This window comes from Cupriavidus sp. 05T41 (assembly GCF_056396525.1).
This window is the reverse complement of sequence record NZ_JBFTLQ010000007.1, coordinates 106511-120207: the sequence shown is the minus strand read 5'-3', so window position 1 is coordinate 120207 and position 13697 is coordinate 106511. Positions and strand designations below refer to the sequence as shown.

Annotated in this window: 15 protein-coding genes; 11 read left to right on the top strand and 4 right to left on the bottom strand. The window is 67.0% G+C overall.

The window, feature by feature from the left end; all coding sequences use genetic code 11:
* Nucleotides 1–5: 5 nt before the first annotated feature.
* Nucleotides 6–1685, bottom strand: coding sequence for an electron transfer flavoprotein-ubiquinone oxidoreductase (locus AC1DKV_RS06600; protein ID WP_441616454.1), 1680 nt, complete (start codon nucleotides 1683–1685; stop codon nucleotides 6–8).
* A 344-nt stretch (nucleotides 1686–2029) separates the two neighbouring features.
* Between AC1DKV_RS06600 and AC1DKV_RS06595 the strand changes: the two genes are divergently transcribed.
* The 7 genes from AC1DKV_RS06595 (at nucleotide 2030) to AC1DKV_RS06565 (ending at nucleotide 8673) form a co-directional block, all read left to right on the top strand.
* Entirely contained in the window at nucleotides 2030–2815 is a 786-nt protein-coding gene (locus tag AC1DKV_RS06595; protein ID WP_441616452.1) for an SDR family oxidoreductase, read from the top strand.
* 290 nt (nucleotides 2816–3105) lie between these two features.
* Entirely contained in the window at nucleotides 3106–3735 is a 630-nt protein-coding gene (locus AC1DKV_RS06590; RefSeq protein ID WP_441616450.1) for a TRAP transporter small permease, read from the top strand.
* A complete protein-coding gene (locus AC1DKV_RS06585; protein ID WP_441616448.1) occupies nucleotides 3732–5036 on the top strand; it encodes a TRAP transporter large permease in 1305 nt (434 codons plus the stop codon). The genes AC1DKV_RS06590 and AC1DKV_RS06585 overlap by 4 nt, the downstream gene beginning before the upstream one ends.
* Nucleotides 5037–5148: 112 nt before the next feature.
* Nucleotides 5149–6177 (top strand): DctP family TRAP transporter solute-binding subunit, encoded by a 1029-nt coding sequence (locus AC1DKV_RS06580; protein ID WP_441616446.1) that lies wholly within the window; start codon nucleotides 5149–5151, stop codon nucleotides 6175–6177.
* A 273-nt stretch (nucleotides 6178–6450) separates the two neighbouring features.
* Entirely contained in the window at nucleotides 6451–7155 is a 705-nt protein-coding gene (locus AC1DKV_RS06575) for a DUF2968 domain-containing protein (protein WP_441616444.1), read from the top strand.
* Between the two features lie 410 nt (nucleotides 7156–7565).
* On the top strand, nucleotides 7566–8213 hold the full coding sequence (locus tag AC1DKV_RS06570) for a hypothetical protein (RefSeq protein WP_441616442.1): 648 nt from the start codon (nucleotides 7566–7568) through the stop codon (nucleotides 8211–8213).
* Nucleotides 8214–8274: 61 nt separating this feature from the next.
* Nucleotides 8275–8673: an acyl-CoA thioesterase gene (locus tag AC1DKV_RS06565; protein ID WP_441616440.1), complete on the top strand. Its 399-nt coding sequence runs from the start codon at nucleotides 8275–8277 to the stop codon at nucleotides 8671–8673.
* Nucleotides 8674–8699: 26 nt separating this feature from the next.
* Here the strand turns inward: AC1DKV_RS06565 and AC1DKV_RS06560 are convergent, their stop codons facing one another.
* Complete coding sequence (locus tag AC1DKV_RS06560) at nucleotides 8700–9245, bottom strand: PAS domain-containing protein (protein WP_441616438.1); 546 nt, start codon at nucleotides 9243–9245, stop codon at nucleotides 8700–8702.
* Between the two features lie 176 nt (nucleotides 9246–9421).
* Between AC1DKV_RS06560 and AC1DKV_RS06555 the strand changes: the two genes are divergently transcribed.
* A complete protein-coding gene (locus AC1DKV_RS06555; RefSeq protein ID WP_441616437.1) occupies nucleotides 9422–10123 on the top strand; it encodes a CoA transferase subunit A in 702 nt (233 codons plus the stop codon).
* A gap of 11 nt (nucleotides 10124–10134) precedes the next feature.
* Nucleotides 10135–10773: a CoA transferase subunit B gene (locus AC1DKV_RS06550; RefSeq protein WP_441616435.1), complete on the top strand. Its 639-nt coding sequence runs from the start codon at nucleotides 10135–10137 to the stop codon at nucleotides 10771–10773.
* Between the two features lie 135 nt (nucleotides 10774–10908).
* On the opposite strand, the gene AC1DKV_RS06545 is transcribed toward AC1DKV_RS06550, so the two are convergent.
* Both AC1DKV_RS06545 and AC1DKV_RS06540 read right to left on the bottom strand, forming a co-directional pair.
* Nucleotides 10909–11376: a DUF411 domain-containing protein gene (locus tag AC1DKV_RS06545; RefSeq protein WP_441616433.1), complete on the bottom strand. Its 468-nt coding sequence runs from the start codon at nucleotides 11374–11376 to the stop codon at nucleotides 10909–10911.
* A 15-nt stretch (nucleotides 11377–11391) separates the two neighbouring features.
* A complete protein-coding gene (locus AC1DKV_RS06540) occupies nucleotides 11392–12180 on the bottom strand; it encodes a 3-hydroxybutyrate dehydrogenase (protein WP_441616431.1) in 789 nt (262 codons plus the stop codon).
* Between the two features lie 201 nt (nucleotides 12181–12381).
* On the opposite strand from AC1DKV_RS06540, the gene AC1DKV_RS06535 reads away from it, so the two are divergent.
* Together AC1DKV_RS06535 and AC1DKV_RS06530 are read left to right on the top strand one after the other, a co-directional pair.
* The gene (locus AC1DKV_RS06535; RefSeq protein ID WP_441616429.1) at nucleotides 12382–13266 is read left to right on the top strand and encodes an alpha/beta fold hydrolase; all 885 of its coding nucleotides are present in this window, start codon (nucleotides 12382–12384) and stop codon (nucleotides 13264–13266) included.
* A gap of 63 nt (nucleotides 13267–13329) precedes the next feature.
* The gene (locus tag AC1DKV_RS06530; protein WP_441616427.1) at nucleotides 13330–13692 is read left to right on the top strand and encodes a RidA family protein; all 363 of its coding nucleotides are present in this window, start codon (nucleotides 13330–13332) and stop codon (nucleotides 13690–13692) included.
* Nucleotides 13693–13697 lie beyond the last annotated feature (5 nt).

Sequence of the window (13697 nt, the reverse complement as noted above, 5' to 3'; positions counted from 1 at the left end):
CTGGCTTACATGCCCACGTAGTTCGGGCCGCCGCCGCCTTCCGGCGTCACCCACACGATGTTCTGCGTGGGGTCCTTGATGTCGCAGGTCTTGCAGTGCACGCAGTTCTGCGCATTGATCTGCAGGCGTTCCTTGCCGTCGTCGTTCTTGACGAACTCGTACACGCCGGCCGGGCAGTAGCGGCTCTCAGGGCCGGCGAACTTGTCCCAGTTGACGTTGACCGGCACGCTGGCGTCCTTCAGCGTCAGGTGGGCCGGCTGGTTTTCCTCGTGGTTGGTGTTGCTGATGAACACCGAGCTGAGGCGGTCGAAGGTCAGCTTGCCATCCGGCTTCGGATAGGCGATCTGCTCGCATTCGGCGGCTGGCTTGAGGTAGACGTGGTCCGGCTTGGTGCGGTGGATGGTCCAGGGCGGGTTGCGGATGCCAAGCTTGGGCAGCAGCCATTGCTCGATGCCGGTCATCAGCGTGGCGGTGGTGCGGCCCTTCTTGAACCACTGCTTGAAGTTCTTGGCCTGCAGCAGTTCCTTGTGCAGCCAGCTGTTCTCGAACGCCACCGGGTAGGCTGTCAGCTCGTCGTGCTGGCGGCCGGCCTGCAGGGCGTCGTAGGCGGCTTCGGCGGCCATCATGCCGGTCTTGATGGCGGCGTGGCTGCCCTTGATGCGCGACGCGTTCAGGTAGCCGGCGTCGCAGCCGACCAGCGCGCCGCCCGGGAACACGGTCTTGGGCAGCGACAGCAGGCCGCCGGCGGTGATGGCGCGCGCGCCGTAGCCGATGCGCTTGCCGCCTTCGAAGTACTTGCGGATCTCCGGGTGGGTCTTGAAGCGCTGGAATTCCTCGAACGGCGACAGCCAGGGATTGGTGTAGTCCAGGCCGACCACGAAGCCGACCGCCACCTTGTTGTCTTCCATGTGGTAGAGGAAGGAGCCGCCGTAGGTGGCCGGGTCCAGCGGCCAGCCGGCGGTGTGCACCACCAGGCCGGGCTGGTGCTTGGCGGGATCGATCTCCCACAGCTCCTTCAGGCCGATGCCGTAGCTCTGCGGGTCCTTGCCGTCGTCGAGCTTGAAGTGGGCGATCAATTGCTTGCCGAGGTGGCCGCGCGCGCCTTCGGCGAAGATGGTGTACTTGGCGTGCAGCTCCATGCCGAGCTGGAAGTTCTCGGTGGGCTCGCCGTCCTTGTCGATCCCCATGTTGCCGGTGGCCACGCCCTTGACCGAGCCGTCCTCGTTGTAGAGCACTTCGGCGGCCGGGAAGCCCGGGAAAATCTCGATGCCGAGCGCTTCGGCCTGCTGGCCGAGCCAGCGCACGAAGTTCGACAGGCTGACGATATAGTTGCCGTGGTTCTGGAAGCAGTCGGGCAGCAGCGGGGCGCCCTTGGCGCCGGTTTCATCGAGGAACAGGAACTTGTCCTCGGTCACGGGCTGGTTCAGCGGCGCGCCCAGTTCCTTCCAGTTGGGGAACAACTCGTTCAGCGCGCGCGGGTCCATGATGGCGCCGGACAGGATATGGGCGCCGGGCTCGGAGCCTTTTTCCAGCACGCATACGTTGACGTCGTTGCCTTTCTCCTGGGCGAGTTGCTTCAGGCGGATGGCGGTTGCCAGGCCGGCGGGACCGCCGCCGACGATGACAACGTCGTATTCCATGGCCTCGCGGGGGCCGTATTGCTCCAGGAGCTGCTGCTGATTCATTGTCTCTAACCCTCTATTCTTGGCAACTTGCGCGCAATTGTGGGAAATCCGTGTGCGGTGATTCGGGGAATGCGGTGGCCGGGCCGGTCAAGGCGACGCGGAAAGTGGTGGCGCAGAGCCAATCGCGGCCATCTGCGCGTTTTTCCTCTTTCCCTTTGAGGCCCGAGTTCTTAGAATCTCCGGCATTGTCCGGGACTCGCCATGGTCAGGCAAGATTTTTTTTGGAACGACCGTTCTTTTTTTTGATATGCTGCCTTTCGTTTTGCCAGGCAGTTTTCGTGAGGAGCGCCCCCCGGCCCGGGCCATGGCAGGTGACGGCGGGGGCTCCGAATATAGAGGTCATCATGGGTTTGTCGATCAATCTGGAAGGCAAGGTTGCGCTGGTAACGGGCGCTTCGAGCGGTCTGGGCACGCGCTTTGCCCACGTCATGGCGGCCGCGGGCGCCAAGGTGATACTGGCATCGCGCCGTACCGAGCGTCTCAAGGAGCTGCGCGCCGCGATCGAGGCCGAAGGCGGCAGCGCCCATGTGGTGCGGCTTGACGTGACCGATCCGGACAGCATCCGCGCCGCGGTGGCGCACGCCGAGACCGAGGCCGGCGCGATCGATATCCTGGTCAACAATTCGGGCGTCTCCACCACGCAGAAGCTGACTGATGTGACGCCGGACGACTTCGATTTCGTCTTCGACACCAACACGCGCGGCGCTTTCTTCGTGGCGCAGGAAGTGGCAAAGCGCATGATCGCGCGCGCCAAGGGCGCCGAGAAGAACGGCAATCCGCTGCCGCAGTCGCGCATCGTGAACATCGCCTCGGTGGCGGGGCTCAAGGTGCTGTCGCAGATCGGCGTGTACTGCATGAGCAAGGCGTCGGTGGTGCACATGACCAAGGCCATGGCGCTCGAATGGGCGCGCCACGGCATCAACGTCAATGCGATCTGCCCGGGCTATATCGATACCGACATCAATCACCATCACTGGGATACCGATGCCGGCCAGAAGCTGATCCAGATGCTGCCGCGCAAGCGCGTGGGCAAGCCGGAAGATCTCGATGGCCTGCTGCTGCTGCTGGCCTCCGACCAGTCGCAGTTCATCAACGGCGCGGTGATCACCGCCGACGACGGCATGGTGTAAGCGGACGCGGGCGGCTTCGCCCGCGTCCTGCCAGGCCGGTCCCGCTGCGCGCCAGAAGTGCGGGCGGGACGCGCGTTTTCCCGGCCCAGGGCTTATCCGGTCCCCTTGGGCGCGAGGCGCGAATGGCCTGGCGGCAGCCCGGCCTGCGGTCGCTGGCGGGCGTAAAAATTCCCCCATGTTGCGCAGACTTGGCATAATCCGCCATGTCTTGAGATTAAGTCTTTACATAATTCAGAAGAAAATCCGCAAGCGGCCGGCGTGCCGCGCGGACCGGACCGGAGGCCGGGGAGATGCAAGCAGACAGGGAGGGGCGGCGCGATGCCGGCCCGCAACACGTCACGGCCGTGCCGGACGAAGCTGGTGCCAGCCAGCCACTGGAAAACACCACGGACGGCGGCGACATCGGTTTCAGGGTCCCGCCGCGCATCGAGGACTGGATCGGCGTGATCGTCATGGCGCTGCTGGTGTGCATCACGTTCGCCAATGTGGTGGTGCGCTATTTCACCGACGAATCGTTTGCCTGGACCGAGGAATTCTCGGTCTTCCTGATGATCGTGCTGGCCCTGGTGGCCGGCAGCGCGGCGGTGGCGCGCGACCGCAATATCCGCATCGAGTTCTTCTTCGAGCGCGGCAGCGCGGCGCGGCAACGGCGCCTTGGCGTGTTCTCGGCACTGATGGTGGCGGTCATGTTCGTCGCGCTGGCGGTGCTGGGCGCGCGCGTGACGTGGGACGAGTACGCCTTCGGCGAAACGTCGCCCGGCATCGGCATCCCGAGCTGGTGGTACTCGGTCTGGCTGCCGGTGCTGTCGGGGGCCATCGCATTGCGGGCGTTGGGCCTGGCGGCGCGCAACCTGCGCGCGCTCAGGGCGCTGCATGCGCAGCGCGTCAATGGCGCGCCGGCGTCGGAGTCCGCGCCATGACTCTCGTTGCGATTACCTTGTTCGTGGTGTTCCTCGGGCTGATGATGCTCGGGGTGCCGATCGGCGTCTCGCTGGGCCTTGGCGGCCTGGTGGCGATCGGCCTGTCCAACCTCGACACGCAGATGTTCGGCCTGCTGGCCGTGCCGCAGAATTTCTACGCCGGGCTGGCCAAGTATCCCTTGCTGGCCATCCCGATGTTCGTGCTGGTCGGCTCGATCTTCGACCGCTCCGGCGTGGCGCAGCGGCTGGTCACCTTCGCCATTGCCATCGTCGGCCGCGGCCCCGGCATGCTGCCGCTGGTGGCGATCCTGGTGGCGATGTTCCTGGGCGGCATCTCGGGCTCCGGCCCGGCCAACGCGGCGGCGGTGGGCGGCGTGATGATCGCGGCGATGTCGCGCGCGGGCTATCCCGGCGCGTACAGCGCGGCCGTGGTCGGCGCGGCCGCCGCTACCGACATCCTGATCCCGCCCTCGGTGGCCTTCATCATCTACAGCGTGCTGGTGCCCGGCGCCTCGGTGCCGGCACTGTTTGCCGCCGGCATGATCCCCGGCATCCTGGCCGGCTTGGCGCTGATCGTGCCGGCGGTGTGGCTGGCGCGCAAGCACAATATGGGCGCCATCGAGGCCGGCTTGCCGCGCCCGCCGTTCTGGAAGAGCCTGCGCGAGGCGGCCTGGGGCCTGGTCGCGCCGTTCCTGATCCTGGGCGGCATGCGCGCGGGCTGGTTCACGCCGACCGAGGCCGCCGTGGTGGCGGTGGTGTACGGCCTGTTCGTCGGCATGGTGATCTACCGCAGCATCGGCATGCGCGACCTCTTCGTGATCTTCCAGGAGGCGGCGGAGACCTCCGCGGTGATCTTGCTGGTGGTGGCGCTGGCCGGCATCTTCGCCTATGCGCTGTCCACGCTCGGCGTGATCGATCCGCTGGCCAATGCCATCGCGCATTCCGGCCTGGGCGAGTACGGCGTGCTGGCGCTGATCGTGGCCTTGCTGATGACGGTGGGGATGTTCCTCGACGGCATCTCGATCTTCCTGATCTTCGTGCCGCTGCTGCTGCCGATCGCCAACGCCTTCCACTGGAACCCGGTGTGGTTCGGCGTGGTGCTCACGCTCAAGGTGGCGCTGGGGCAGTTCACGCCGCCGCTGGCGGTGAACCTGATGGTCTCGTGCCGGATCGCGCGCGTGCGCATGGAAGAGACCGTGCCCTGGGTGGTCTGGATGCTGCTGGCCATGTTCATCGCCATGCTGATGGTGCTGGCCTATCCGCCGCTGGCGACCTGGCTGCCGGACCGTCTCGGTTATTGAGCGGCATTGACCGTGTTGCGACGGGGCGGCGATGCTGCCCCGGCCGCCATCCGCGGGCAGTGCTGGAGCAGTACATAAGAAACGCACAACACATCCTGAGAGGAGAGAACAGATGAAACGTCGTGCCCTGATGCTGTCGCTGGCAGCCACCATCGCCGCCGCTGCCCTCGCGCCCGCTGGCGCCATGGCGCAGAGCTACAAGTCCGAATACAAGATGTCGCTGGTGCTCGGTCCCGCGTTCCCGTGGGGCAAGGGCGGCGAGATCTGGGCCGACCTGGTGCGCCAGCGCACCAGCGGCCGCATCAATATCAAGCTCTACCCGGGTACTTCGCTGGTGGCCGGCGACCAGACCCGCGAGTTCTCGGCGATCCGCCAGGGCGTGATCGACATGGCGGTAGGCTCGACCATCAACTGGTCGCCCCAGGTCAGGGAACTGAACCTGTTCTCGCTGCCGTTCCTGATGCCGGACTACAAGGCGCTGGACGCGCTCACGCAAGGCGATGTCGGCAAGTCGATCTTCGCCACGCTGGACAAGGCCGGCGTGGTGCCGCTGGCCTGGGGCGAGAACGGCTTCCGCGAAGTCTCCAACTCCAAGCATGAGATCCGCAAGCCGGAAGATCTCAAGGGCATGAAGCTGCGCGTGGTGGGCTCGCCGCTGTACATCGAGACCTTCAACGCACTGGGCGCCAACCCGACGCAGATGAGCTGGGCCGATGCGCAGCCGGCCATGGCTTCGGGCGCGGTGGACGGCCAGGAGAACCCGCAGTCGGTGTTCGCCGCCGCCAAGCTCTACACCGTGGGCCAGAAATTCGTCACCACCTGGGGCTACGTGGCCGACCCGCTGATCTTCGTGGTCAACAAGCAGATCTGGGAAAGCTGGACCCCGGCCGACCGCGAGATCGTCAGGCTTGCTGCCATCGACGCCGGCAAGCAGGAGACGGCACTGGCGCGCAAGGGCCTGGTGGAAGCCGGCGCCCCGGCCTGGAAGGACATGGAGACCCATGGCGTGAAGGTGACCCAGCTGACGCCGGCCGAGCACGACGCTTTCCGCAAGGCGACCGCCAAGGTCTACGACAAGTGGAAGAAGCAGATCGGTACCGACCTGGTGGCCAAGGCGGAAGCCTCGATCGCCAAGCGCTGAGCGCAACGGTCGTTCATGCTTGGTCCAAAGGTTTGGTCCAAAGGGGGGGAGGCTGACGCTTCCCCCCTTTTTTGTTGCGAGGTAAGGCTGCATTTGCTATCAAGCGTGACAAAACGCGGCCGTTAATACACATGCTTGCTAGAATTCGCCGGTGACCGTGTGCGCGTGGCGCATCATCGCGGTCGCGACGGTGTCCTTGGCATGCTGCCGTGGCTTTGCCGCCATGGTTATGTCCCAGAACCCGAACCCTCGCCCAGTCCAAGCCGGAACGCCATGTTGAACAACTCCCGCCGCGCCCCCTTGCTAGCCAGCCTGATCGGCCTGGCGTTGTCGATGTCCGCCGCTGGCGTGCTGGCGGCCGTCGAGCCCGTAACGGCATCGGCAGCGTCGCTGGGCGCGGGTGCGGCACCGGCCGACAACCTGCAGGCGTCGTCTGCCTCGCTGGGGCTGGTGTCCGAACTGCAGCAGCGCTTGCGCGACCGCACCGTGCGCGAGCTGCGCACCAGCTACAACGGCGACTACGGCACCACCCTGATGCTGGCCGACGATCAGGTGGTGTGCTACGTGGCGCTGTTCTATCAGAAGAATCTGTGGCGGGTCTTCCGCTTCGAGTCGATCGGCGCCGCCGAGCAGGCTTACCGCCAGGTGACCAGGCAGAGCGCGGCCTGGGCCAGCGATGATATCCGGCGCCAGGTGCTGGCATCGCAGAAGCGTGCCTATGACCGTGCCTTGCAGGACACCGAGGCGCGTGCCAACGCCCTCAATGAAGACCTGCGGGTGATGCAGGCCCAGCGCCAGCGCATTGCCGAAGAGCAGCAGGCCAACCGTGCCGAAGTGCAGAGCGCCGAAGTCGAGAGCCGTGCTTCGCGCGTCCGTCTGGATCAGTTGCAGCAGCAGATCCGCCGCATGGAGTCTTCGCTGGTGGATTCTGGCCTGGCCTCGCCGCCGGCGCACGGCAGCCGCCAGCCGCGCCACTGAGCGGCCGGGCCGCCCGCCACCTGTGGCGCGGGCTGCCGGCAGTTCGTCCCGATCCGCCGGACTTGCCGCCGGTGGCGCCGCGGGTGGAGCCCATCCCGCCTCCCCTGCGGCTGATGCCGAAGCCGTCCTCCGCTGGCGGCGTTTTCCGAATTTTCCCCAGCCAGAATGCGTTTCGTCCGAATCGCATGCCGTCGTCGCGGGCCTAAGATCCTGCGCTGACAGTTTCTTCCGGACGGGCCGGCGAGACTGTGTCGCCATCGCGCTCCAGGGGGTACGCCGTGTCCCGTTCCAGCTCTCTCGCCAGATCTGTCACCAGTCCAGCTGCCAACCGAGCTTCCAGCCCGGCTTCCGGCGCCTCGCCGTTGCCGGCAAGCCATGACGTGCCGCCGCCGTGGGGTACGAATTTCGCGGTGCGCGAGTCGCTTGAGGCCATGCGCACCGCCGCCGTCAGGCGGCATCTGGCGGAAGCCGGACCGCGCCAGGCACGCGTGCTGCGCCTGGCGCGGCAGCGCAGCCTGGTGGCCGGCACCCTGGGCGGGGGCATGCTGGTGCTGGTGGCCTGGCTTGCCAGCGTGGCGTTGCGCGACGAAGCCTCGCCGGCCGTCCTGACGAAGCAGGCGCCGGCTGTGGCTGCCCCGGAGACGCCGGCTGTGGTTGCCCCGCAATCGCCGGTGCCGGTGCCCGTGGCGCAGGGCGAGCCGGAAGCTGTCCCGTCCTTCGTCCCCGAGGCCGTCGCGGCCGTTGCGGCCGTGTCGCCGCTGGTTTCGGCATTTGCCGCCGCCGCCCGGCCTCCCGTCCCACTCGGTGCCGCCGCCCCCGCCGCGAATGCGCCGCAGGTCGAGCCCCGGTTGCCGATGCGGCCGCGGCCGGTGCCGGCGCGAGCCGTGGCCAGCCGCAACGATTTCGGGCACTACGGCGTTGCCGTCGATCCGGCCGGCGACGACGAGGCGCCGGAGTCCGGCGCCTTCGAGGGCTGGCCACGTCCCAGCGCGTCTGCCTACCTGCCGCCCGATACGCCATTCGAATTGCCCGCGCACACCCGCCTGAGCGGCGGCTGAGGCCTGGAATCATCGCTTTGGCCGATGGAAGCAACGCGCCACGGGTGGTAGGCTAGCGGCCATGAAACCCGTATTCACTCTGCGCATGCCCATCCGGTGGGGCGACATGGACGCCATGGGCCATGTCAACAACACGGTCTACTTCCGCTACCTGGAACAGGCGCGCATCGCCTGGTTCGAGTCGCTCGGGCATGGCGGCAAGGATGCCGCCGGCCACGGCCCGGTCATCATCAATGCGCACATGACCTTTATCCGGCAGCTGCGCTATCCCGGCGACATCGAGTGCCGCATGTCCGCCGGCGAACTGGGCCGCACCAGCTTCGAGACCCGCATGGAGATCCGCCGCACGGACCAGCCTGACGTGGTCTACGCCGAGGGCGGCGCCAAGGTGGTGTGGTGCGACTACGAGGCGGAAAAATCGGTTCCGGTACCGGCGGCGATCCGGGCGCTGATGGCGTAGGGCCGGGCGGGGCGCTACCGCGCCGCTCAGTGGTTGACCAGGCGCTGCACCAGGTCCACCGCGGTGTGGGCCCCGTATTTCTTCATCAGGCGCGCACGGTAGATGTCCACGGTGCGCGGGCTGATCGACAGCAGCTTGCCGATCTGCTTGCTGGTCTTGCCGTCCACCAGCTGCGCGGCAATATCGCGCTCGCGCGCCGTCAGTTCGGCGGTGACGGGACGCTTCTGCGAGAGATCCTCGAAGGTCCAGATGCCCGCGCCAAGCGGAGTCTGTCGGTCCAGCGAGCGGCCGGTGACGTGGCACCAGAACAGTTCGCCTCCGGCGCGCTTCATGATGCGCTCGTCCGAGTAGGCTCCCTTTGCGTTCATGATCGGCACGATCCGTGCGCCGGTGCGCTCGAATTCGTCGGCGGTGGGGTAGAGTACCTGGAACGATTCCCCGAGCAGTGCCTGCCGCGTGGTGCCGAAGATGCGGCACAGCTCGTCGTTGCAGTCCTCTATCACGCGCTCGCGCGACAGCACGAGTCCGACGGGGGCGAGCTGGAAGGCGGTCTGGTAGTCGATGGCGGACATTGGCTTATGTAGTTTTACGTATTGGCGCGGGATGCCGCCCATGCGTATGCTGTCGGACGTTGGGCAGCGGGCGATCTCCGCCCGATTGTACCGTTACAATTTCCCTGCGTGGCTCGCCGGCGGCACTCCGGAAGGCGGGCGCAGCGACAGGAAAATCACCGAGGAAGGAGATAAAGATGAACAAGGTCTACGCCAGCGCCGCAGAGGCGCTCGCGGGCGTCGTCCGCGACGGCCAGACGATCGCGGTCGGCGGCTTCGGTCTGTGCGGCATCCCCGAGGCTCTGATCGAGGCGCTGCGCGACAGCGGCGCCAAGCAGCTAACCTGCATCTCGAACAACGCCGGCGTGGATGGCTTCGGCCTGGGCATGCTGCTCGCCACGCGCCAGATCAGGAAGATGATCTCGTCCTACGTGGGCGAGAACAAGGAGTTCGAGCGCCAGTACCTGGCCGGTGAACTGGAGCTGGAATTCACGCCGCAGGGCACGCTTGCCGAGAAGCTGCGCGCCGGCGGCTCGGGCATCCCGGCTTTCTTTACCAAGACCGGCGTCGGCACCATCGTCGCGGAAGGCAAGGAAATCCGCGAGTTCGACGGGCAGCAATACGTGATGGAGCGCGCCCTGACTGCCGACGTGGCGCTGGTCAAGGCCTACAAGGCGGACCGCGCAGGCAACCTGGTATTCCGCCGCACGGCGCGCAACTTCAACCCGATGTGCGCGATGGCGGGCAAGGTCACCCTGGTCGAGGTCGAGCACCTGGTCGAGACCGGCACGCTGGACCCGGACGAGGTCCATACGCCGGGCATTTTCGTGCAGCGCATCGTGGTGAACGCCACCCCCGAGAAACGCATCGAGCAGCGCACCGTGCGTGCCGCCAGCTGAGGAGAGACATCATGGCATGGACACGTGACGAAATGGCGGCGCGCGCCGCGACCGAACTGCAGGACGGCTTCTACGTCAACCTGGGTATCGGCCTGCCGACCCTGGTGGCAAACCACGTCCCGGCAGGGATGGAGGTGTGGCTGCAATCCGAGAACGGCCTGCTTGGCATCGGCCCGTTCCCGACCGAGGCGGAAGTCGACGCCGACATGATCAACGCCGGCAAGCAGACCGTGACCACGCTGCCGGGCTCGTCGATCTTCTCCTCGGCGGACTCGTTCGCGATGATCCGCGGCGGTCATATCAACCTGGCCATCCTGGGTGCGATGCAGGTCAGCGAGCGCGGCGACCTGGCCAACTGGATGATCCCGGGCAAGATGGTCAAGGGCATGGGTGGCGCGATGGACCTCGTTGCCGGCGTCGGCCGTGTGGTGGTGCTGATGGAGCACACCGCCAAGAAGAAGGACGGCAGCGAAGACATCAAGATCCTGAAGTCCTGCAACCTGCCGCTGACGGGCGTGGGCGTGATCAACCGCATCATCACCGACCTCGGCGTGATCGACATCACCGATGCAGGTCTCAAGCTGGTGGAAACGGCGCCTGGCGTAAGCCGCGAAGAGATCCAGAGCAAGACCGGCGCGACGCTGCTCTGATCTGCCGATGGCAGCAATGCCATGTGTAGTCTCCCCGTTCCCGCTTGCGGGAGCGGGGAGCATACCAGCGCGGAGATGGCGCTCGCACGGGCCTCGCCCGCACCCCGGAATGGCCGCGACGCGGCCATTCTTGCCTTATGCGCTGCGCCGGTTGTAGCTGGCGAAGACCGAGGCTGCGCCATCCCTGCGGATCAGCAGGACGTCGAACGGGTCCTTGCGCGGGCCTTGTTCCATGCCCGGCGAGCCGACCGGCATGCCCGGCACCGCGAGGCCCGCGGCATCAGGCTTGGCGGCCAGCAGCCGCTTGATGTCGGCCGCGGGCACATGCCCCTCGATGCCGTAGCCGGCGATGCGCCCGGTGTGGCAGGATCCGAAGCGCGCGGGAATGCCGGCCCGCGCGCGATGCGGTTCCGTATCGTCCACATTGCGCACCGTGACGGCGAAGCCATTCGCCCGCAAGTGCTCGACCCAGCCTTCGCAGCAGCCGCAATCCGGGTTCTTGAAGACTTCGATGGCCAGCACCGGCGCGGCCTGGGCGCCGCGCAGCGCAAGCGCGGCGGTGGCGCCCGTCGCCAGGGCCCCGATGAAGCGGCGTCTTTGCATGGCGGCTCCCTGCGCTTACTGCGCCACCCAGCCGCCGTCCATGTTCCAGGCCACGCCGCGCACCTGGCGCGCGGCATCGCTGGAGAGGAACACCGCCAGCGCGCCGAGCTCCTCCGGCGTGACGAACTGGCCGGACGGCTGCTTCTCGATGACCAGGTCCTGCTTGGCCTGTTCCACCGGGATGCCGTCCTTCTGCGCGCGCGCTTCCACCTGTTTTTGCACCAGCGGGGTCAGCACCCAGCCCGGGCAGATCGCATTGGCGGTAACGCCGGTCTGCGCGGTCTCCAGCGCGGTCACCTTGGTGAAGCCGACGATGCCGTGCTTGGCGGCCACGTAGGCCGACTTCTGCGCCGACGCCACCAGGCCGTGGACGGAGGCGATATTGATGATGCGGCCCCAGTCCTTGCGCTTCATGCCGGGCAGCGCCAGGCGCGTGGTGTGGAAGGCGGAGGTCAGGTTGATGGCGATGATGGCATCCCAGCGCTCGGGCGGGAAATCCTCGATATTGGCGACGTGCTGGATGCCGGCGTTGTTGACGAGGATGTCGGCACCGCCGAATTCCGCCTCGGCGTAGCGCATCATGTCCTCGATCTCGGCGGACTTGCTCATGTCGGCGCCGTGGTAGCCCACGCGGATGCCCGCGCCGGCTTGCGCGCCGGCTTGCGCGATTTCGCGCTTGGCGGCCTCGGCGTCGCCGAAGCCGTTGACGATGATATTGGCGCCTTGGGCGGCGAGCGCCTGCGCGATGCCCAGACCGATACCGCTGGTCGAGCCAGTGACCAGTGCCGTCTTGCCTTCAAGCATGGATGTCTCCGTCGGAAAATGTAATGGACGCGGGAGTGTGGTTGTCCGAAGATCGCGGCTGCGCGCGCTGGCAGCGCATGCGTGGCGGCGCCAGCCCGATGCTGTGGCATTGTAACTGCTGCAGCGTACAATCCAGCTTTGCCCAATCGCGCGCCGCCTGCCGGCGGCGCTGCTTCGATAACGTCTTGCCAGGGAGTTCAGATGTCAGCCAGTCCGCGCCTCGGCTTCGTCCAGTGCATCAGCCCGGCGGGGCTCCACCGCATGGCGTATCACGAGTGGGGCGACCCCGCCAATCCCCGTGTCCTGATGTGCGTGCATGGCCTGACGCGCACCGGCCGCGATTTCGATACCGTGGCGGCCGCGCTGTGCGGTGAGTACCGCGTGGTCTGCCCCGACGTGGTCGGGCGCGGCCGCTCGGACTGGCTGGCCGATCCGCGCCGCTATGTCGTGCCGCAGTACGCGTCGGACATGATCACGCTGATCGCGCGGCTCAACGTCGAGCAGGTCGACTGGTTCGGCACCTCGATGGGCGGGCTGATCGGCATGGGCCTGGCCGGCCTGCCCAAGTCGCCGGTGCGCAAGCTGCTGCTCAACGACGTGGGCCCGCGCCTGGCGGCCTCGGCGGTGGAGCGGATCGGCGCCTACCTGGGCCTGCCGGTGCGCTTCAAGACCTTCGAGGAAGGCCTGGCCTACCTGCAGACCATCAGCGCCTCGTTCGGCCGGCATACGCCCGAGCAGTGGCGCGAGCTCAACGGCGCCATCCTCAAGCCGGTGCAGGGCGCCGAAGGCCTGGAATGGGGCTTGCATTACGATCCGGCGATGGCGCTGCCGTTCCGCGAGACCACGCCCGAGCAGGTGGCGGCGGGCGAGGCGGCGCTGTGGCATATGTTCGAGGCCATCCAGGCGCCGACGCTGGTGGTGCGCGGCGCCCAGTCCGACCTGCTCACGCGCGAGACCGTGGCCGAGATGGTGGCGCGCGGGCGCAATGTCAGTGCCGTGGAGGTGCAGGATGTGGGCCATGCGCCGACCTTCATCGATCCGGCGCAGGTGGCCATCGCCAAGCAGTTTTTCCTGGGCGCGGCCTGAGGCCGGCCGGGGCCGGCCGCCTTTCAAGCGAATGAACCAAGCATCAGAGACCAGAGTATTGCCATGAGTACCGATGAACTGAAGCGCGCCCACGTGGGCAAGCGCCTGTCCGAATACGCGATCTACAACGGCGTGGTCTACCTTGCCGGCCAGGTGCCGGAAGTCGATCCCGCCGCCGACCTGCGTGGCCAGACCCGCGAGGTGCTGGGCCATATCGAGCGGCTGCTCAACGAAGCCGGCAGCGACAAGAGCCGGATCCTCTCATGCCAGATCTTCCTTACCAATGTGGACAACATCGGCGAGATGAACGAGGTGTGGGACGAGTGGGTGGTGCAGGGCCACACGCCGCCGCGCGCTACGGTGGAAGCGCGCCTGGCCAATCCGCAGTACCTGATCGAAGTGGTCGTGACCGCCGCGCTCAAGTGAGGGCT

Bases quoted from the DNA above. Each gene is read 5' to 3' on its own strand.
- AC1DKV_RS06585 (WP_441616448.1), top strand. From the start codon at position 3,732: ATGACTCTCGTTGCGATTACCTTGTTCGTGGTGTTCCTCGGGCTGATG.
- AC1DKV_RS06555 (WP_441616437.1), top strand. From the start codon at position 9,422: ATGAACAAGGTCTACGCCAGCGCCGCAGAGGCGCTCGCGGGCGTCGTC.
- AC1DKV_RS06565 (WP_441616440.1), top strand. From the start codon at position 8,275: ATGAAACCCGTATTCACTCTGCGCATGCCCATCCGGTGGGGCGACATG.
- AC1DKV_RS06580 (WP_441616446.1), top strand. From the start codon at position 5,149: ATGAAACGTCGTGCCCTGATGCTGTCGCTGGCAGCCACCATCGCCGCC.
- AC1DKV_RS06600 (WP_441616454.1), bottom strand. From the start codon at position 1,685: ATGAATCAGCAGCAGCTCCTGGAGCAATACGGCCCCCGCGAGGCCATG.
- AC1DKV_RS06540 (WP_441616431.1), bottom strand. From the start codon at position 12,180: ATGCTTGAAGGCAAGACGGCACTGGTCACTGGCTCGACCAGCGGTATC.
- AC1DKV_RS06530 (WP_441616427.1), top strand. From the start codon at position 13,330: ATGAGTACCGATGAACTGAAGCGCGCCCACGTGGGCAAGCGCCTGTCC.
- AC1DKV_RS06545 (WP_441616433.1), bottom strand. From the start codon at position 11,376: ATGCAAAGACGCCGCTTCATCGGGGCCCTGGCGACGGGCGCCACCGCC.
- AC1DKV_RS06535 (WP_441616429.1), top strand. From the start codon at position 12,382: ATGTCAGCCAGTCCGCGCCTCGGCTTCGTCCAGTGCATCAGCCCGGCG.
- AC1DKV_RS06550 (WP_441616435.1), top strand. From the start codon at position 10,135: ATGGCATGGACACGTGACGAAATGGCGGCGCGCGCCGCGACCGAACTG.
- AC1DKV_RS06560 (WP_441616438.1), bottom strand. From the start codon at position 9,245: ATGTCCGCCATCGACTACCAGACCGCCTTCCAGCTCGCCCCCGTCGGA.
- AC1DKV_RS06575 (WP_441616444.1), top strand. From the start codon at position 6,451: ATGTTGAACAACTCCCGCCGCGCCCCCTTGCTAGCCAGCCTGATCGGC.
- AC1DKV_RS06590 (WP_441616450.1), top strand. From the start codon at position 3,106: ATGCAAGCAGACAGGGAGGGGCGGCGCGATGCCGGCCCGCAACACGTC.
- AC1DKV_RS06595 (WP_441616452.1), top strand. From the start codon at position 2,030: ATGGGTTTGTCGATCAATCTGGAAGGCAAGGTTGCGCTGGTAACGGGC.